This window comes from Agromyces sp. 3263 (assembly GCF_031456545.1).
Lineage (GTDB): Bacteria > Actinomycetota > Actinomycetes > Actinomycetales > Microbacteriaceae > Agromyces.
Genome location: NZ_JAVDUV010000001.1, coordinates 2,289,313 through 2,309,141, shown reverse-complemented (window position 1 = coordinate 2,309,141; position 19,829 = coordinate 2,289,313). Strand labels below are relative to the sequence as shown.

The 19,829-nt window shown below is 65.1% G+C and carries 12 protein-coding genes; 6 read left to right on the top strand and 6 right to left on the bottom strand.

Annotation, left to right across the window (positions count from 1 at the left end; genetic code table 11):
• The first annotated feature begins 72 nt into the window (after positions 1 to 72).
• From J2X63_RS10590 to J2X63_RS10565, 6 genes are all read left to right on the top strand, one after another.
• Positions 73 to 1,908: a tyrosinase family protein gene (locus tag J2X63_RS10590; RefSeq protein WP_309976847.1), complete on the top strand. Its 1,836-nt coding sequence runs from the start codon at positions 73 to 75 to the stop codon at positions 1,906 to 1,908.
• A 31-nt stretch (positions 1,909 to 1,939) separates the two neighbouring features.
• Positions 1,940 to 2,803, top strand: coding sequence for a DUF2182 domain-containing protein (locus J2X63_RS10585; protein ID WP_309977898.1), 864 nt, complete (start codon positions 1,940 to 1,942; stop codon positions 2,801 to 2,803).
• 878 nt (positions 2,804 to 3,681) lie between these two features.
• Positions 3,682 to 4,074: a helix-turn-helix domain-containing protein gene (locus J2X63_RS10580; protein WP_309976845.1), complete on the top strand. Its 393-nt coding sequence runs from the start codon at positions 3,682 to 3,684 to the stop codon at positions 4,072 to 4,074.
• On the top strand, positions 4,071 to 6,830 hold the full coding sequence (locus tag J2X63_RS10575; protein ID WP_309976843.1) for a protein kinase domain-containing protein: 2,760 nt from the start codon (positions 4,071 to 4,073) through the stop codon (positions 6,828 to 6,830). The genes J2X63_RS10580 and J2X63_RS10575 overlap by 4 nt, the downstream gene beginning before the upstream one ends.
• Before the next feature lie 29 nt (positions 6,831 to 6,859).
• Positions 6,860 to 7,534: a VWA domain-containing protein gene (locus J2X63_RS10570; RefSeq protein ID WP_309976842.1), complete on the top strand. Its 675-nt coding sequence runs from the start codon at positions 6,860 to 6,862 to the stop codon at positions 7,532 to 7,534.
• Complete coding sequence (locus J2X63_RS10565) at positions 7,535 to 8,278, top strand: PP2C family serine/threonine-protein phosphatase (protein ID WP_309976840.1); 744 nt, start codon at positions 7,535 to 7,537, stop codon at positions 8,276 to 8,278. It abuts the gene before it with no gap.
• Here the strand turns inward: J2X63_RS10565 and J2X63_RS10560 are convergent.
• The 6 genes from J2X63_RS10560 to pglZ form a co-directional block, all read right to left on the bottom strand.
• A complete protein-coding gene (locus tag J2X63_RS10560) occupies positions 8,275 to 10,575 on the bottom strand; it encodes a DUF262 domain-containing protein (protein ID WP_309976838.1) in 2,301 nt (766 codons plus the stop codon). The two genes, J2X63_RS10565 and J2X63_RS10560, sit on opposite strands and share 4 nt — an antisense overlap.
• Entirely contained in the window at positions 10,572 to 12,317 is a 1,746-nt protein-coding gene (locus J2X63_RS10555) for a DUF262 domain-containing protein (protein WP_309976836.1), read from the bottom strand. Before J2X63_RS10555 ends, J2X63_RS10560 begins: the two co-directional genes overlap by 4 nt.
• Positions 12,318 to 12,468: 151 nt before the next feature.
• Positions 12,469 to 14,532, bottom strand: coding sequence for a DEAD/DEAH box helicase (locus J2X63_RS10550; protein ID WP_309976834.1), 2,064 nt, complete (start codon positions 14,530 to 14,532; stop codon positions 12,469 to 12,471).
• Complete coding sequence (gene brxD / locus J2X63_RS10545; protein ID WP_309976832.1) at positions 14,532 to 15,872, bottom strand: BREX system ATP-binding protein BrxD; 1,341 nt, start codon at positions 15,870 to 15,872, stop codon at positions 14,532 to 14,534. Before brxD ends, J2X63_RS10550 begins: the two co-directional genes overlap by 1 nt.
• 10 nt (positions 15,873 to 15,882) lie before the next feature.
• Positions 15,883 to 16,665: a hypothetical protein gene (locus J2X63_RS10540; RefSeq protein WP_309976830.1), complete on the bottom strand. Its 783-nt coding sequence runs from the start codon at positions 16,663 to 16,665 to the stop codon at positions 15,883 to 15,885.
• Between the two features lie 524 nt (positions 16,666 to 17,189).
• Positions 17,190 to 19,823, bottom strand: a complete 2,634-nt coding sequence (gene pglZ, locus J2X63_RS10535; RefSeq protein WP_309976828.1) for a BREX-2 system phosphatase PglZ — start codon at positions 19,821 to 19,823, stop codon at positions 17,190 to 17,192.
• Positions 19,824 to 19,829: the final 6 nt, after the last annotated feature.

Genomic DNA, 19,829 nt, shown 5'->3' with positions numbered 1-19,829 from the left:
CTGCCCCCGATCGGAGCGCGTTCGCGACGATGCCCGCCGCGCCCCGCCCCGACGCAGAGACGGGGGACCATCGTGCTCACATCGCAACTCTTCGCCGGCGACGACCTGCTCGAGCACATCGCCGGCGGCGGACCCGAGCGCCTCTCGGAGACGCAGCACCGCACCGACCCTGCGGTCGGCAAGGTGCAGGCCGCGCTGCTCATCTGGCGACCCGACGTGCTTCCGTTGCACGGCGCCGACTCCGAGTACAGCAGCGAGACCGCCGCCGCGGTCGTGACCTTCAAGGTCGAGGAGCTCGGCGTGGCCAACCCGATCCCCGACGTGGGGCCGCTCACGGTGCAACGGCTCGACGAGATCGCAGCCGCCGCCGAAGCGCCGACGCCGCCCACGACCCCGCGCATCCGGGAGGACATCTGGGCCCTGCAGCCGACGGATGGCCCGTGGCATCCGTTCGTCGATGCGTATGAACGGGCGGTCGGCGCCCTGCGCGACCCCGCCCGCACGCCACCGGAGCGGTGGGACTATCAGGCCGCCCTGCACGGCACGCCGTTCGCCACCAACGATCCGCTGCTCGCGAAGTGCCAGCACGGAACCTGGTACTTCCTGCCGTGGCATCGCATCTACCTCGCGCACTTCGAGCGCATCCTCATCGACGTCATCGCCGAGCTCGACGAGGTCGACGACGACACCAAGGCGACCTGGGCCCTGCCGTACTGGAACTATCACCGGCCGGCGACGGCGTTCCTGCCGCATCCGTTCCGCTCGCCGTTGCGCCGCGACGGCGCGCCCAACCACCTGCACGACCCGCTTCGCACCCTCGTCGACACGCTCATCCCGCCGACTTCGCTCGACACGGCCGGATGGCTCGACCGCAACCTCCAGTTCAGCGGCCTGTTCGACGCCCAGGCCAACGTGACCTTCGGCGGCGAGCGGACTCCGCCGACCCACGTGGCCGCCGGCGGCACCGGCCAGCTCGAGCGGTCCCCGCACAACTCGGTGCACAACGCCGTCGGCGGGCAGATGCTCGATCCCGCGGTCGCCGGTCGCGACCCGATCTTCTGGCTGCACCACGCGAACATCGATCGCCTCTGGGAGCTCTGGCGCGTGACGCAGGGGGTCGGTCGCGACGAGACGGCGGGCGCCTACCTCGGCGAGCCGTTCCCGTTCCTCGAGCCCGACGGCACCGTCGAGCCGTGGCATCCGTCGGACGTCGTCGACACCCCGCCGCTCGGGTACGCCTACGACGACCTCTCGAAGCCCGCGCCCGTGTTCGTGCTCGGCGTCATGCAGCCCGAATGGGTGGATGCGCTGAACGGCGTGTTCCCGCCGGCGCCTCCCGGCGGCGGCGATGGCGGTGGTGGCGATGGCGGTGGAGGCCGTGCGCCGCGTGGGCCGGAGCGGCGGCGGGAGCCCCTTCCCGAGCCGCAACCGCGTCGGATGCAGCGGATCGGCGCACTCGATCGCACCCTGCGCCTCACGGCCGGCGAGTCGCCTACGCTGGAGTTCCCGCTCGACGCGCCGCCGCCTCCGTCCGTTCCACGGGCGCCGGAAGACCGCCCCGCGCCGGAGCCGCCCACGCGCTACTTCCTCAGGGTCGAGCACATCTCGGTCGACCGCAATTCCGATCGGATCTACGAGCTCTTCCTCGACCCCGACGGCGACCGACCCGAGGCCGCGCGCTTCGTCGGCACCCTGCCCACCTTCGGCGCCGAGCGGGCCGACCACCCCGACGCCGAGCACGGCCTCTCGTTCACGTTCGAGATCACCGAGCTCGTCGAGGACCTCATCGCGAGCGGCACGTGGGACCCGACGAAGGCCCGCATCACCCTCCGCCTCGGCGGCGAGGCGACCGACCGCTCGCCCGACCCCGAGCTCTCGATCGGCAGCATCGACCTCTTCGCCGGGTGAGGGCGGGGCAAGGAGTGCGGCAGTGAGCGGCATGACGACGACGGATTCCCCGACGCGCGCGATCCCGCGCGCCGGAGCCGCCTGGCTGGCGGGCCGTCGACCCGAGGAACGCGCGCTGCTCGCCGTCGCGATGGTGGCGTGGGTCGCGTGGGTGACGATCGCGCTCGTGTCGGCTGGGGCATCCGGCCGGGAGGTGTGGTTCATCGGCGGTCACGGGCATGCGGTTTCGGATGCCGCGGGGCTGGCGACACCCCCGGGCGCCGATGCCGATGCCGGCGCGGGCGCGGCGCCGGCACTCGTGGGCGGCCTGGTCGGCGCCGCAGGACTGCTGTCGTTCCTCACGATGTGGACGCTCATGGTCGCCGCCATGATGCTGCCGACCGTGCTTCCGGCCGTGCGGTACGTCGCGCAGGTGAGCCGCCCGAGCCGCCGCACGGTCATGGTCGCGACGTTCACGATCGCCTACCTCGCCACCTGGACGGCGCTCGGCTCGGTCATCGCGGCGCTGGGCTGGGCCATCGGCGAACTCGACCTCCCGGCCGGCGCCGTGCCCCGCACTGCGCTCGTCGTCGCGATCATCGCGGCGGCGGTGTGGGAACTCACCGCGAGCAAGCGGCGTGCCCTCGCACGCTGCTGCCGCACCTCGCCGATCCGCCTCCGTGGAACGGCCGCGTACGCGTCAGCCGCGACCTTCGGCCTTCGCAACGCGGCGGTGTGCCTGGTGGCCTGCGGCCCGGCGATGGCGGTCCTGACGCTCGCCGGCCATCCGCTGGTCGCCACCGTGCTCGTCGGTGCTCTCCTCATCGGCGAGAAGGTCTGGCGGCGCGGGGACCGCCTCCGCGTGTGGGCGTGCGCCGCCGGCCTGCTGCTCGCGGCCGCGGCCGTGGTCGCCTGAGCCCGGCAGCCCGCTCGCCGTCCGGCTCCAGCACGCTGGCCGGGGGTGTGTCAGCGGTTGCGAACCGACGGAACACAGCGCGGCGCAGCACCAGCGGTCGCACGAGCAGCCAGACGTCCACGACCAGGTTCCACACGGGACGAGCGCGAACACCGGCGGCGCGAGCACGTAGATGCTCGACCCGCCGCCGACCCGGTCGAAGCGAGGCATTGACCGGTCACCTCGCACCCCGACCTCGCTCGCCTCTCAGCGCACTCCGCGGCCCCATTGTGCGGGGGTCACTGCAGAGTTCGCCGGCCCGCAGGCGACTGACGAGGGGGTTGGGCCGCCGCGTTCGAACTGGTCCGAAGCATCCGCTCGCTCTTCAACCGCATCGAGAAGATCGCACTGCTGGTCACGCTCTACGGCGATGACCGCCCGTACTGGCAGAGCGTGCTCGACTACTGCGCCGACGGCAACTTGAAGGCGTGCACCGTGGTGAGCGCGCACGTGTTTGTTTGTGGATGCCAGTAGGTATACAAAAGGGCGGGTGAGCGGGCGGGGTGGGTGATTGCTAATTTCATGCCCTCTTTAGCCGGCGTCTGGGGAGAAAAAAGAGCCGCAAAAAGAACCGCACAGCGCGGGCCCCTCAGGACCTCCTCGCTAGGGCACGATGACCACTGAGGGGCCAGAGGCGCGGGACCTAGGGCACTCGAGCGAGCACGCGGCGGTGGAGATGCTAGGTCGCGGCTGCATTCGACGCCTGGCTCGCATGACGACCTGGGGAAATGAAGCTGGATTTTGCTCACGGCGCCCTCGCGGTCCCACCGTTGACGTCACTTGCAGCAGTTGATTACAGTTATTACAGTTAGTTTCGTCTGCTTCAGTTGGAGGTGAACATGCCGGACATCCTTCCCGACGACATCCAAGCGCTGCGTGACGCCCTAGACGCGTCGCGGGATGAGGTGACGGTGACTCTCAACTTGACGCGTCGGAGCGCCGAGAAAGTGCTGGAGTTGCTCGAGGCGGAGCATTCGACCGGAGCCGTCGTGATTCTCGCCAAGGACCTCTTCACAAGCACCGAGGCCGCAACCATGCTCGGCATGTCTCGACCAACCCTGATGAAGCTCGTCGATGCGGGCACGGTCGAGCATGTCCGCGTCGGGACCCACCGGCGCATTCCGATGCGCGCGATTGCGAAGTATCAGCGAGAGCGTCAAGTGGAGCATGAAGAGGCCGCTGCAGCGTTAGAGGAGTTCCGCAGCAACATCTCGTTCGGCGATGCGCAATGAGCGCTCGTTACAGCACGGACGACTGGACTGATCAGGATGAAACCGACGACTGGGTCGACGAGGAGTCGCCGGGAATCAACCTTCCCGACGAAGGCAAGGTTGTAACAGGAGTTGTGGTGAACGTCGGCCACGAGCAGATCCTCATCGACCTCGGCCTCGGAACACTCGGTCGTCTCCCGTTGCGCGAATTTCCTGTCGAGGTAGGGGGGAAGCCGGGCGATACCCTTTCCGTCGGTGCCGAGATTGAGGCGGTGGTCCTTGACTCCCGGTACGGGAGTCTCCCGATTGTCTCCGTCGCAATGCTTCAGGAGCGACTTGCCTGGTCGGAGTACCCGGCCGGGGACGGCGCAACAGGCGACGCCCCTGACGATCGCTCCACAGCAACAGGCGCTCGGCGCAGTCGACCATCAGTTCCCGTCCGGCCTCACAAGTCCGGTCCCGAAGCTCCGCACCTGCAAGAAGATGGAGAGGACGTAGTGCCCAACGCGATCGAGTACAGGCTCCTCGACCCCCTCGAGTTTCTCCAGCCGAATCGGCGGCTATTCATCGATACGAACGTCTTCATGGACACAGACACACGCCGCGCTGGCGGATTGAAGCGCCTCTTCGAGCGCGGCCAGAGCGAGATCCTCGCGAATGGCAATCCTGTCGTCGTGCCGACGAAGGTTGTCGGCGAACTCACCAAGCAGAGCCAGATCGATCCCTCCGGCGAGACGGCCGAGCGCGCCGAAGCGATCAGGAAGGCCGGTGCCGCGCTGACCTTCCTGGAGAGCGCGAGCAACGTCGGGCTCGTGCGCAGCGACCTCGGCGACGACACCAACCCCTACGCTGACGACCTCTTTCTGAAGCTCTTCGAGCGATTCGCCGGCATGTACGAGATGTGCTTGCTCACCCATGACATCACGATCAAGCTGCGGATCCGCCTTCTCGCGCATCGGATCGGCAAGCGCCTCGTCGTCGGGGTCCTCACAAGGGATGGCGACCTGGAGATCGATTCCGACGAGTCGTTGCTCGAGCGCGGGTTCCGCAAGTACAACCGCCACGCAACACACATTGCTGAGGGAACCGGTCACTTCAAGGACGAGTCCGAGGTCAAGGTGCTGAAGCCGCTTCTGGTTGATTTCGGCAAGGCGTTCGCGCTGAATGAACCCACAGTCAAGCTGAGCCCGAGGGCAGCGAAGTCACCGTCGCCGGCACCGCGACGTCCGACCGCTGCGTCAACACCGACCAACCCGTTCTCTGCGCGGGCAAGGCTCAAACCGAGCGATACGCCACTCGACTTCTCAGCACGCCCAAAGCAGGGAGACCATGTCACGTGGGCATCCGCGGACCGGAGTGGCTCGCTCATGCTCGGCGCGCTGCTTGGTGAAGGCGGCGAGGGGGCCGTATACGAGGCCGATCGCAGCACGGTCGTCAAGATCTTCGACAAGGACCACCTCACCCGCCACCGCAAGGAGAAGATCGAGCTGCTTGTCAGCCGAAACCTCCGCGCGAAGGGCCTGTGCATCCCCTCGGCGGTCGTCCGCAATAGCCACGGCGAGTTCGTCGGATACGTGATGCCGAAGGCCAGCGGGCGCGAATTTCAACGAACGATCTTCAACAAGCGGAAGTTCGAGCGCGAGTTCCCCAGCTGGAGGAAGGCCGACCTTGTCGACATCTGTATCTCGTTCTTGGAGATGGTCCAGTACCTCCACTCCATGAACGTGATCGTCGGCGATATCAACCCCAAGAACCTCATGGTCGATGAGAGGAAGAACGTCTTCGTCATTGACGCTGACTCCTGGCAGCTGGAGGGCTACCCCTGCCCCGTCGGCACGCCGATGTTCACCTCACCCGCGATGCTCGGGAAGACCTACTCCAACGACTTGCGCACAATGGAGGACGAACTCTTCGCCGTCGCGACAATGCTCTTCATGATCGTCATGACCGGACAGTTCCCCTACATCCGAACGGGAACCGACGGCGACATGGTTCAGCTGATCAAGGAGGGCAACTTCGCCTTCCAGTACGAGAACCGCAACAACAAAGACCAGCCGGACGGCGACTGGAAGTACATGTGGAGCCACATCCACAAGCCCGTCAAGGACCTCTTCTGGCACACCTTCCATCGCGAAGGCAGGCGCTACAAGAGTCGTCCGACAGCCGGTGAGTGGCTTGAAGCCTTCAAGGCCTACAAGAACTATCTGGGCAACAAACGGATGAGCTTCGACCCGATGTCGAACGATGTTTACCCGATCCGCAACAAGGCGTTCAAGCAGGACACCCCTGTCCAGAACTGCCCAACCTGCGCACGCCAGAACGCGATCGCTGGCATTTGGAACGACGACACCCAGGAGTACTTCGTCCCACGGCAGTGCAACAAGTGCCGTGATCAACAGCCGGGCCGTGCTCCTGTGCCATGCCGAGATTGCGGCCTGACCTTCCCGAAGAGCCAGCTGAGGTACGGACGGTGCCCGTCGTGCGCGCAAAAGGAAGACGAACGGCAAGCGCGCGCCAACATGCTCGACCCGTCTCGTCTCTGCGCCCGGTGCCAGAAGCCCTACATCACCTATGGAAACGTCGAGTGGCACCAACGGAACGGCAGAGCGGTCCCCATAACTCACAAGGCCGGCTCCGGCGGGCGCTACCCCGCCGGTTGCGTTCCGACGCTGCCACCCACAATCCGGACCGGTGCCACCGCCTCCAATCCCAAGCCGAGCGCGCAGCCCCAGGTGGGCTTCTGGGCACGGCTCCGGAAATGGATCGCCGGCAGCTAGCAGCAACAGCTTCAACGAAAGGATGCACCATGGCACGTCTTAACATCGGAGCCGACGACCTCGTCGACAACCCCACCCCGCGCGTACCCGTCTCACTCTGCCTCGATACCAGCAGCTCGATGAACGGTTCGCCGATTGAGGAACTCATCCGCGGCGTCAACCTCTTCTACGACGCGATCGACGAAGATGACGACGCTCACGACTCCGCCGAGATCAACATTGTCGAGTTCAATTCGTCTGCGGGCCTCGTCCATGACTTCGCAAGCATCGAGCGACTGCAGCGGATCTCGGCCTTGAGGGCGAGCGGCACCACCGCAATGGGCGCCGGTGTCAACCTCGCTCTGGACACGCTCGAGAAGAGAAAAGCGACTTACTCCGGGAGTGGCGTCCTCTATTACCAGCCGTGGCTGGTGCTCATGACGGACGGCGCGCCCACCGACGACATCGACATCGCCGTCGGGCGCGTCATCGACCTGGTCGAGGCCAAGAAGCTCACTGTGTTTCCGATCGGCATCGGGGGCGGCGCCGACATGAGGACGCTCGCCCGTTTCAGCCCAAACCGTCCTCCGCTGCGCCTCGACGGGCTGAAGTTCAAAGAGTTCTTCGAATGGCTCTCTCGGTCAGTAGCGCGAGTGTCGCGGTCGACGCCCGGTGACGCTGTCAAGCTCGATCTCGAAGGGCTCGCTGGCTGGGCGGAGCTGTAGGTGTTCAAAGAGTTCCACTACCAGGCGAGGGGGCGTAGCCACCTGCGCGACGGCACGCCGGTCCAAGACCGGACGAAGTACCTGTCTCGCGGGGGCGTCCAAGTCCTTTGCCTGGCCGACGGGGCGGGCTCAGCGTCCCACTCGGAGTTCGGCGCCCAGGCGGTCGTTGATGAAGGGTGTGCCGTACTCGTAGAACAGTTCGCCGATTACGCTGAATCCAACGACGGCGTCCAGGTGAAAGTGGATCTCCTCGGTCGACTTGTAGCCAAGGTGGCAGCCGCCGCGGAAAGGCACCATGCATCACCCGATGATCTCGCCTCGACATTCCTTTGTGTAGCCGTATTCGGCAACAGGTTCCTCGGCGCGCATGTCGGAGACGGGGTCGTCGGGTATCTGAAGCACGGCGACTTGAAGGTCATCTCGGGTCCGGACAACGCCGAGTTTGCGAACCAAACAACGTTCGTCACTTCGGCGCGTGCACTCGAGTCATTGCGACTCTTCCGCGGATCCCTCGACGGAGTCAGCGGATTCATCCTCATGAGTGATGGCACGGGAGACAGCCTGTACGACCCGCGCACTGGCGAGCTGGCGGGCGCATGCTCCAAACTCATCGCCGCCGTCGGCACGGCACCCGGTCAGCAGAGCAAGAACTCCGAGTACAGGAAGCGGCTGCGGCGGCTCGTGGATAGCACCATCCGGAATGCGACCAACGACGACTGCTCAATCGGTATCTTCGGCCGCTAAAGGCCCACCTCGACGAGCGCCCGGACGAGAGCCGCGCCCTTCAGGACGCGGTCTTCCGTGTCAATCAGCTCACCGTCGACCTCTACCTGGCGAACCGGCAGAAACCCCGAGTCCGTCACACCACGTGCCTCGCAGACGGCATTGAATCGGTTCGCGGCGTCGAAATCCTGTGGTGCTGCAAGCTCGAAGCCCTCCTCCACACATCTGATTCCGATGCCACTCCTTGAGAGCCGGAGCCACCTCGGTGTTGTTTCATACCCGCGGAACCAGGGGTCGTTGAGCCGGTCCTCTACGGCGCTGATGCGATAGATCGCGAGCAAGTATGGGTCTCGATAGTATGCGCTGCCCGTGAGGGACGCCGTCCTCAGCATGCACATGGAGTAGCCCCAGACGTCGCGGGTAGATCGATGTTCGCCATAGTAGATTCCCGTTGTTCCCTCACGCATTGCCGGGTAGGCAACCATGTAATACCGCCAGTCGAGCCGGCCAGTTGCGCGTCGGGCGGCGAGAAACTCAGAGGATATGCGCTCTAGGCTCTCCACGGCGGGATCGCTCGATGCTGCGACCTCGTCGAGCAGTGCTCCGAGGGCCGTGCGTAGCGCACCGTTTCGTCCTCGCCCAGTGTGCGAGAGCACTTCGCGCCATCGAGACGCTTGGTTCGGAGCTCCCGTTCCGAATTGCCTGACGCGGCCACTACCGAGATCAAAGCCATAATCGCCCTTCGCAAGCAGAGCAGCGGCGAGGCGCCCCCACGCATGCGGCTCGGCCACGCGGCCGAAAGCAACCGCTCGCGACGGAAGCGTTGATGGCTCCAGATCGAACGCGAAGATTCGGCCACGGAGAAGTGGATGGTCTTCAAGACGATGAATCACCGGCTCGAGATCGCTGCCGGTGAATGATCGCTTCGTCTGCTCGTCTCGGATGCGATCGGGATTGAAGCCGCGGAGTTCGTCGAGCGACCCATTCGTGATCAACAGGTCCACACCGGGAACAAGGTCGGTCATGCGAGCTTCGCGGACCTCGTCATCGGCCAGATCGATGAGGTTTCGCAAGACTCGAACGCGGCGGGCGAAGTCCGGTGTCTGGTGCTGACGATGGACAATGACTGCGAGCAGGAAGAGCGTTTCTGCCAAGGAGAACTGGCGCCCCCGACCACGCTTGATCCCGTAGGTGCGCAAGCACGATGCGAACAGATTGATGTTCGTCGCGTCGAAGAGCGGAATCTTCTTCTGCTCTGCGGCGATCGCTGCGCCATCCGCGTCGGTGAACACGTCTGCGAAAGCCGCATCGACGTCGTCAACGCCCACCCATGTGTCGAATGCATGCTCCAGGAAGTCCAGGTGCGTCTCGCGCCTGGGATTGGTTGACCCAAAGGCTCGCTCCGCGCGCTCGAGAAGGGTCGCAGCCTGCATCGGGTCGCCGTCCCGCCATTCGCAGACCTCGACCACGAACTCGAAGTACCTCAGAAACTCGTCGTCGATGACGTCGTCGCCGCCGTCGAATTGCCAGAGGACATCGGTCCACACGCCGTCGATCTTGTGGGTGATGCGGTCAAACCTGCTGCTATCGGTAGTGTCATCCAGCAACTTCTCGAATCGAGCCTTGAAGTTCTCGAAGTCAGTCAGGGGCTTACCGCGCGAATTCATCTTGATGTACAGCTCGTCCCCAGAGGGCATGTCGTCGATGGGGAGGAAGTAGAACGATATCGCCGGCGACTCCGTGTCGGTGAGCCGCGCCCATGCGGCGCTGAGATCTACATGCTCGTGTCCGAGTCGATCGTGAATAGCGTCCAGCATCACCAGCATCGCCTGAACGGTCGGGTCGTGCCTCCACGCGTACAAGTACCAGGCCTGGTTGGTAATCCATTTTGAAGGCGTGGTGAATTCGTCCGTGAGGGGATGCTTCGGGTTCACAAGCTGCCGACAGAAGAGCTCGGCCGTGGGACGAGTAGCGTACGTGAGCTTGAGAAGTCCAGCCGCCTCGCCCAATCGGCCAGTACGCGCCGCGATGTACCAGTGCAGCAGGAAGAGGGTTGTGAGTCGCTGTTGCCCGTCCAGAGGCTTGAGCGTGGAGCCCTCGATCTCCCCGTAGACGAAATCGAGATCCAGAGGGTCGCTGCCTGCTATCGCTGCGATGAGCGCTCCGAGGAAGTCATGCCTAATGGCTTCGACGAGCGGGCCTCTCCGGCCCTGTGCGTAGTCCCGCTGGATAAGCGGGATCTCTACACGCGCGACTTGAGGCATTCCTCCCTCGGCGGCTGCGAACATTCCGACGAACGATGTCCTGAGCCCCTTCATGTAGCGAGCTCCTGACTGTCTACCTCGGGGTCGGGTCTCAAGTAGGGCGCAACCGCCGCGAGGATCGCTCGAAGGTACGCCTCACGGTCCTGCACGCCCCAGAAGTGGATCTGTTGGTCGTCGGCCTCGGTGTAGTACTTCAAGAAGACGTTCCGGGTGCACGCGGGGATGTATGAGCCGTTCTTGTCGCGGCCGATGATCTCCCGTCGCTTGACTTCGAACGTCGAGTTCGACAGAGCGCTGTTGTCGCCGCTCGCCAGTAGGGCAAGGTTCGAGATCGTGTGCACGCCGTCCTCGCTATCGTCTTCCCTCGCGGTGAGCGCTTGCTCGACGCGAGCCTTGACCTGGTCGAACTGAGTGCCTATCGCGACGACCCGCGGGTCGGCGATCGCCTCAAGGACGCCGTCGATCTCGGCAAGGAGATCTGAGCGGAGGGCCTCATCGAGGCTCGGGACGTCAGCGACGGCGTTGCGGTGGAGTCGGAGCCACTCGGCCCACACCTTCTCGTCGCGCTTGATATCGAGCGCGTTCTGCGCATGAATGTGCTCGAGCGACCAAACTCCTCGCGAGTGGGCATGGAACGAATAACGCTCGGTCGAGTCTGCGCGAAGCCGGACGGTCTCCACGTTCATGAGGAGAAGGACGTCCGAGCACTTGGAACTCGACTTCTGGTAATCGAGATCGGCGACCTGGCCGGCAGTCAGATTCAGGTGCACGGCAATGAAGCCATCGAGCTTCGCCTGAAGCGCGGGCCGCGTCAAACCGGCGACGGCTGACAGAAGACTCGCGAACGTGTGCTTGCGCGTCGCGATGAGGTAGCCGACCTTGTGGAAGATGTCACGATCCTCGTACCAGCCGACGATGAGGGAGTGCAGGGCTACGACGTCGTCCCAGAACGACTGAGGGTCAGCATCGATCGCCGGTCGAAGCGTCTCGAAAGTGTAGTACCGCGGCCGATGCTCGCCTGGTGGTGGGCCGCCGAGACGATCCGCGAGCGTGTCAAGGATCAAGCTGATTCGCGTCGGGTCATCCTCATCGCGGGTGGTTACGAACGACCAGACTTCGGGTACCCGGAGTTCACGTTCGAACTGATCCCATTGCGCCGCCGTCTGCTCGCTGCGATCGGAGAATCCCGCGCGATGGTGGAGTTTCGCGAGCAGTTGTGCCTTTACCAGCTCGGCATCCGACAAAGGGATCCGTCCGACGTTGAGCCGAGTGAAGAGCTCGATCGAGTCGAGCTCCTTGGGTGCCTCGTACCAGATCACGCGCACCGACTCGAAGAGGTAGTCGTAGAAGCGATTCGCCGCCCATTGTTTCCGATGGTCAAACTGATCGAACCATCGATCGATGTACGCGTAAGCGGCAAAGATGTGATGGAAGTCGATGTTCTCCCGCCGGCGGTCCTCCGACGGATTACTCAGAAAGTCCGAGCTTCCGCCTCGCGTTTCATACTCGAGCGTGAATCCCGCACCGGCGTTCTGCAGGCCCTCAGTCATCATGTATTGGAAGATCAGGAACAGCGTCGTCAGCCGTTGCTGTCCGTCGATCAGCTCCCACCTTCCATCTGGCAGCGACTTCACGACGACAGGCTGCAGGTAGTAGGGATCACCCCCACTTGCCCAGACGTCGTCGAGCAGCCGCCCGACTTCCTCATTCCCCCACCGATAGCCGCGCTGGTATGCGGGGACGAACAAAGACCCGGTGATGTCTCCGACGGCTCGTCGCTCGAGAATGGCATCCACGCGCCCACCCTATTCCGCGCAAGCAGCTCAGGCGGTGGACGTCGGCGGCCCGCTTTCCTTCAAGGGCTCGATCATGGTGATCTCAGGCTATGGCGCCCCCTCCTGGCAGGGCGGAAAGCGGCGATCGGGTGTGGAGGTGCGCGCACCGTCCTCAGTGCACTGCGAGCGGAGACGCCACAACGCGTTCAGCACCGCTCCGATCCACGAACCGCTCCGAGAGAGTCGCCGTCGCCATCTCGACGGGCAGCGCGGCCGAGAACTTGAGCCCCGCAACTGCCTCGGGTGGCACCGCAGGCAGCGCGCCCGAGACATCCGCCGACCTCAGGTCGGCGACCGAGACTCCATCCGGGAACCGGATCATCTCGTTGTCGGCGACTGCTTCCGCAGCGACCTCGCCGAGTGCTGCGATCAGAGTCTGATGCGCGCGAAGACCGGCGAAACCCCAAAGGGTGGCCCCTTTCGCGCCCTTGCTCAAGACGGTCCCCTCGGCGTCGACGTCAGCCGCACGCAGTTCACGAACGTACGCGAGCCGCCGCACAGCCCGAGCCGAGAGGGTCACCGGCGGGTCCTCCCCCAGCAACACGTCACGCCGAGCGCGCAGAAGCTCGAACGGCTCGGCGACCGAGCCGCTCGACCAGCGCACCTTGCCCTTTTCTGCGTCCGGCGTGACATATGTCACCCGCTTCTCCCAGTCGACGTCGGTGATCCTCCACGCGCGACCGTTGAGTAGGAGTGGCCGAAGCCCATCCGCGACATCCTTCGGCAACGAGATCGGTGCAACGGACCCGATCTCCTTGGTGCCTTGGAGCACACGGATCTCGAGGTCTGCGATGAACGAGGACAGGAGGTCCATGAAGTTGCGACGACCGAATGCACGCTCGGCCGTAGGTCCGATGACCAGCAGGTCGCCATCGGCGACGAGAAAGTCGGATCCCACGAGGTAGTCAAGCACCTCGGTCGCGCCATCCATGACCGCGGAACCCGCCCACCAGTCTTCCCAGCCTGCGATCGGGATGCGACCTTCCTGCAGCGCGAGCGCGAGCAGCTGCTGCGCAGCGATGTGTCGCGGATGCGGCGGGGCGACGATCGGCTCGACGAAGCCACGTGACCACAGCAACAGGAGGCCCGCCGCTCGAGCGAACGCATCGAGCTCGGTCGCGAGGAACAACGCGTTCCGCGATGTCCCTGGCCGCCGCCCGGTGCGACCGAGTCGCTGCAGAAACGCCGACACCGAGAACGGCGCATCGATCTGGATCATCCGGTCGAGGTCGCCGATGTCTATGCCGAGTTCGAGCGTCGATGTGGCGACGATCACGCAGTCGCGCGCTTCTGCGAACGCCCGCTCGCTGATGCGCCGCTCATCGACCGACAGCGAGGAGTGGGAAACATACGTGGTCACGCCCCGCTGTCGCAGTTCGAACGCGAGTTCCTCGGCCTGAGCCCGCGATTGGCAGAAGACGAGCCGCTTCTCCCCCACGAACAGCCGCGACAGGATCTCAGCGGCGTTCTCGAGCGAGCCAACGTAGTCGAGCGTGATCTCGGGCTCAGCAATCGTGCTCGAGTCGCGCACGACCTTTGCGAACACACCGCGAGCCCGGTTCGAGCCCTGCAGCCAGTGCAGCACGTCCTCCGGGTTGCCGAGCGTCGCCGACAGCCCGATTCGCTGGATCGGCCGGTCGGCGATGCGCTGCAGCCGCTCGAGTACCGCGAGCAGGTGCCAGCCACGATCGGATGCCGCGAACGAATGCACCTCGTCGACGACGATCGCGCGGATGCTCCGGAAGAACTGATGATGCAAGACTCGCCGCGAGACGAGCATCGCCTCGAGCGATTCCGGCGTGGTGAGCAGGATGTCTGGCGGGTCAGCGAGGATGCGTCGGCGATCGCCATCGCCGACATCGCCGTGCCAAAGCGCCACCCTGCGGCCGACCCACTCGGTGTACTTCTCCAAGCGCGGCAGCAGGTTGTTGAGCAGCGCCTTGAGCGGGGTCACGTATATGACGGTGAAGCCGTGCCACGAGTCATCCATCATGCTCGAGAGCAGCGGGAAGACCGCCGCTTCCGTCTTGCCTCCAGCGGTGGGCGCAACCAGCAGGCAGTCGGCCCCGCTGCAAATCGGGGCGACCGATGCCTCCTGCAGCGGTCGCAGCGACGGCCAGCCGAGTGAGTTGACGACGTGATATTCGATCGCCGAGTGCAGGCCGGCCGCGCCCATCAGATGCCGAGGTCGATATCGTCGACGCCTACGGGAGTCGGCACACGAACCTCGCCGCGGCGGATGGCTGCCTGCTCCTCTTCAGTGAGCGACGTGAGCGGACCCGCCTCGCCGAGCGCTTCACGCCTCGGGTCGTAGTCGACGTAGAGGTCGACCTTGTCCATCACGTCGATGAGCTGGCGAAGGAACACTCGCGGGGCGATGCCGACCTTTCCACCGAGCTGCCCGGCGATCTTGGCTGCGTAGGAGTCGATGAACCTGTCGTCGACGGCGCTGGCGACTCGGTATCCGTTGTCGGCACCGTCGGCGTAGATATCGCGGATGCGTCCGCCGAGCTCGTGCAGTGACTCGTACGTGAACCCCGTGAGCCGGAGCTGCGGGGCGCGCGGGTTATCGAAGCGCGGGTTCGTCTCGAATCGAGTCTCGAGGCGTTGCGCGAGGGGAGCCAGTCGCTGCACTCCCTGCTGGCCATCGAAGAAGGCAGGCGTGCCGGTGATGAGGAGATACAAGCCAGGGAACCGGCCCGCATCAACCTCGTCGAGCAGCTGCCGCAACGAGTTGAGTGACTTCTCACGCACATCAGACCGCACCCGCTGCAGTGTCTCGACCTCGTCGAGAATGACAATAAGTCCGGCATACCCGGCGTCCTTGAGCACGGCGAGCAAACCCTGTAGAAAGCCGAGCGCGCCGAAGTGGTCGAGTTCGCCCTTGATGCCCGCGTAGCGTCGCACGCTCGCGGCGACGTGCGGTTGTCCACCCAGCCAGGCGATGAGGCCATCTGCCTCGGCGGAGTCTCCTCGTTCAACCGCTGAACGATACCCGCGCAATGCCGTCGCGAACGCGGGCGCGGTCCTGCTGACGTTGGCGAGCCGCTTCTCGATGAGTTCGTCGGTCGCTCGCGCGATGGCTTGGCGGTCGTTCGGGTCCACTCCCCCATCGACGACGTCGCCTTCGAGATTGAAGAACCAACTGTCGACGATCTCCTTGAATGCGCTCGGCTGCGCCGACGACGTCGAGATGCTCTCGACGATGCGCCGATACACGGTCTCGAGCTTGTGCAACGGCGTCTCCGTCTCGGAGATCTGCACCTCGGCGGTCGCGAAGTCCGCGGCCTTCGCGGTCTCGCTCATCCAGCGTGCGAAGAACGTCTTCCCTGAGCCGTACTCGCCGCGCACTGCCTTAAACTGGGCCCCACCGTTCGCGACAACGCCAAGCTCAGCCTTGATCGTCGGCGCGAAGCGATCAAGTCCGACCGCCATCACGTCGAGACCTCGCTGGGGAACGGTACCGCGGCGCAATGAGTCGACGATCTCCTGGCGACGTCGGGGGCTCACCTGCATATCTCTGCTCCTACCTCAGACTGAACTGCTCACGCAGCAACGCACGATCGATCACGATGCTCGCCTGATCTGCGTCAGTCGAAACCGTCTCGAATCCATCGACGTTGAGTGTGCGACGAAGGACCGCGAGCACATTGTCCACGCCTCCAAGCGTCACTCCAAGGATGTCAGCGAGCACTTCGCGGCGCACTCTCCCGTCTCGATCATCCGCAGCGTCGACGATCCGCGCGACGACCGAATCATCAAGGGCACGACGAACAAGTCGCTTCTTCTGCAAGGCGTAGGTCTCTGAGGCGATCAGCAACGTGCTGATACGAACCGCTGGCTCAATGACTCGTGGGGGCGTGGTCTCAGGGTCAGAGAGATCGAGTTCGATTGTGCGGCTGTTGTCTTCGGCGGTGTCCAGATCCGGGAGTGCGACCTGCACTGCCGTCCTGGATAGGGGTGTCCGATCGTCGAGCTGCGGCGCTCCCCAGGCGGCCGGCAATTCCGACACGTCCGCTTCGATACGACGCGCCATCGCGGTCGAATTCCGGAGCGCCTCGAGCGTCCGTTGTGGGTCGAGCGCTTGCCGCCGGAAGGTTCGTCCGACATCGTTCTCGCCGAACAGTTCCCCAGCCTCGGGATCGAAGATAAGCAGGGCGACGTAGCTTGAATTCGCCAGCGCGATGGCTTCTCGGCAGTGAACCTCGCACTGGTGAACAGGAGCGGCACTCGACCTCGTTCTGCGGCCGAATCCCTGAGACCTCGCACGGTCACCGCATCCACATGACTCGCGCTGTGGATCACCCACGCCACGTAGAAGCGCGAGATGACCTCGACGAACCCGTCGCTGGCGCTGGCTTCGGTTTCGATGCGCGTATCAGCCACACCGAGATGTCGAAGCCAATCGCGAACCAGCGCCGCCGACCCGCGGAAGGACACCCCGTACGGTTGCGGGCCGGGTTGCGGACCCGAGGCAACCTCCGTTGCCCCCGAACGTGGGTCGTCCCGTTTGGTCGGTGCAGACCAGGACGAGGGATCCGCCAACCGGCTGTGCATTCTGTTCGCGGCCAGCCCCCAAAGCCAGGTCTGAACGTGATCGCGCATATCACGCTTGGCTCTCGCCGCCCATGAACGCCTGGTCGACCAATCGTCGGCGTCGAAATCGATCTGCTCGAGGAGCCCGTCGATGGCGGCCCTGAGCTGCGCTTGTGATGCGGGAGAGGGGTTGGTCATGGACCATTCGCCGGCCATCGCATCGGCGTACGCAAGCATCCTCGACTGTGCAGCGCTCGGAGTCAGGCGCCGACCGTTCGCTATCCACGTCACGGGCGCCTACTTCAGATTGAACTGTTCGCGCAGCAGCTCGCGGTTGAGAACGATCGTGACCTCGTCGGCATCGGTGGTAACGGTGTCGTATCCGTCGATGTTGAGCAGTCGCCGGAGCACCGTGAGCGTGAGGTCAAGTGCAGCCGGTGCGAGCTGAAGCCGCGCGGCGAGCACGTCTCGGTGGACACGACCGTCACGTTCGTCGATGAGGTCGACAGTGCTCGCGACCACGGCATCATCGAGCGGGTGTCGGCCCAGCCGCTTGCGCTGCTCGACGTACAGCTCTGACGCGAGCAACATCTCGCTCAGGAGATCGGATGCCAGGGGTTGCTTGTCGCTCGACTCGTCGACGGCGAACTCGAACATCGGCACGACATCGGCAGGCTTTGCTGACCGTTTCGTTGGCTTGGCGACTGGGGCGTCTGGCACCGCAATATCTGCGGATGCCTCAGCCGGCACCCGCTCGTACCACCAGTCGGGCGCCTGGGGCGGCGCATCGTGCCATCCCTTCGGCGCTTCGGCACCTGCGGGCCGGAAGACCACGATCGGCACGGTGAGTTCCGCAAGCGCCGCCCCGCCGTGGTATCCGGCGGCTTTGGACGTGTAGCGGAGCCCTTCGGCTCGCGCGAGCACTGCTGAGCCGCCGGGCGCAAGCACTCTGGCTCCCGACACGTGTACCTCGTCGGCGGCCGGGGCGCCGGTCGCCGTGCGCCAGCGTGCTCCACCGCTGTCGTTCGCGCGGTACTCACCGCCGCGTTCGATGACGTGGCCGTGGTCGGAGGTGAGTACGACAGTTCGTCCAGCGGCGGCAGCCGCAGCGAGCAAGGGTGCAAGGTTCGCGACACGATTCAGCGTCCAACGTGTCGAGTCGGGGTCCGCTTTCGCGAGGTCGTCATCGATGGTGTTGAGCACCACGCCGACGACCTTGGGACCCGCCGTCGAGACAGCCGTCTCGACGGCACTTGGCAACAGTGCGCCCGCCGACGAGCGCAGGTCGTCCTTGTGGAAGAGCATCCCTCCGGTGAGTTTCGCGAACGCAGTCTTCTCCGTGCTCTGGTTTCCGTCGGTGAGCCGGCCGGCGAAGAGCGACGAGCGCGAGTAGCGAGTGACGCTCGGGAGCGTCGCAAGCGCTGCCTCACGCTTGGTGAGGTCGTTCGGCAGGACTTCCACCCAGCGGAGTCGTCCAACCTCGTCGGCGAGCTCAGCGGCGACTGCTGCCGACATTCCATCGAGCACGATGAGCAGCACGCGCTCGCGCGCAAGCGGTTCGACGACCCTGGCCAGCAACGACTCGATCGGCGCGATGTCGGTTGGCACGTCTCCGGTGAGCACAGCTGCTGCGGCAGCGTCCTCAGCGCCGCGCCGTTCGCCAACCCGCTCGGCGAGCGACCGATACGCGCTCGTCAATGCGGTGCGAGCCGAGCCGTTCCAGATCACGCTGAGGGCGCGATCGGCCCAGGCCGAGTCGTGCAGGTAAGTAGTTGCTGCCTCCCCGAAGGATGACGGGAGAACTGACGGTTCGGACGCGAGCCAACGGGTGAGTCGGGTCGCCATCTCGGCCCCAAGCAACTCGCCAGCATCATGCGTCGCGAGCAGGTGCGCGCGCACCTCGGCAAGCGCGTCGTCGACTGCGCTTGTGCGGCCTTCGGATGCGTCAGCAGCCGCTGCTTCGATTGCCGCCGCGAGCTGCTCGTACCGACGTTCGAGTCCCGCGGGCAGCACCGACGAGTCGGACGCGCCGTCGGTCCAATCGAGGTCAGCGAAGATCGCCTCGGCCTGGCGAAGCACATCATTGAGGTGCACGTCTGCAGCTGCTTCGCGACGCAGAATGATGGCCCGGGCAGCGTCACCGAGCAGTCGCACGTCGGTCTCGGCAGCCTTACCGCCGAGAAAGCGTTCATCGAAGCGCACACGTGCGGTGGCGTCGGCCTGACCGTTCCACAGCATGTCGGCCACGAGCGCCACGGCGAGCGTCGAGAACGACTTCGATCGCGCCTTCGACTCCACTGCGAGGGCGGCGCTGCCGCCCACGTGTCGTTTAGTGGCGGCAAGCACGCCGGCGAGTTCGTCGGCCTTGTAGTCGTATAAGCGCGCAACGGTTTGAGGTTCGTCGATGTGTTCGAGCACGGCGAGTAGGTCGACCTCGTCGGCGCTGTCGACACCGATGAGATCGGCAAGGATCGCCCGTATGACGTGGTCGCCGCTGAGCGTGCCCCCGCGCGCGATGGGCCACCCCGCCGAACGCTGGCGGGTCAGCAGGAACGGCGGTAGCCAACTGCCGAGTTCCCGGACGCTGCGGTCGACGACGGGGTCGCTGACCTTGAACAACCCGGGCACGAGTTCCCAGGCGTCGACAGACTGCACGGCGTACCGCTCCGCTCGCAGCCGCACGGCGCTGCCGAGCTGCTGGTCGTCGAGGTGGGTGAGTACGACGATCGGCTCGCCAGAGTACTGGTGTACGGCGTCGAGCACGGCGAGCTGTGAGATGCCGTTGATGACGTGCACGTGCTCGTCACCGACGGTCAGCGACGAGGGCCCGCTCCACGTCGGGTTGGCGCGAAGCAGCAGCATGTTGGCTCGTCGTTTGCCGTCGTCGCGCCACTGCCGAAGCCGGCCCCGCAGGGTCGCCTCATCGAGCACCGGTGC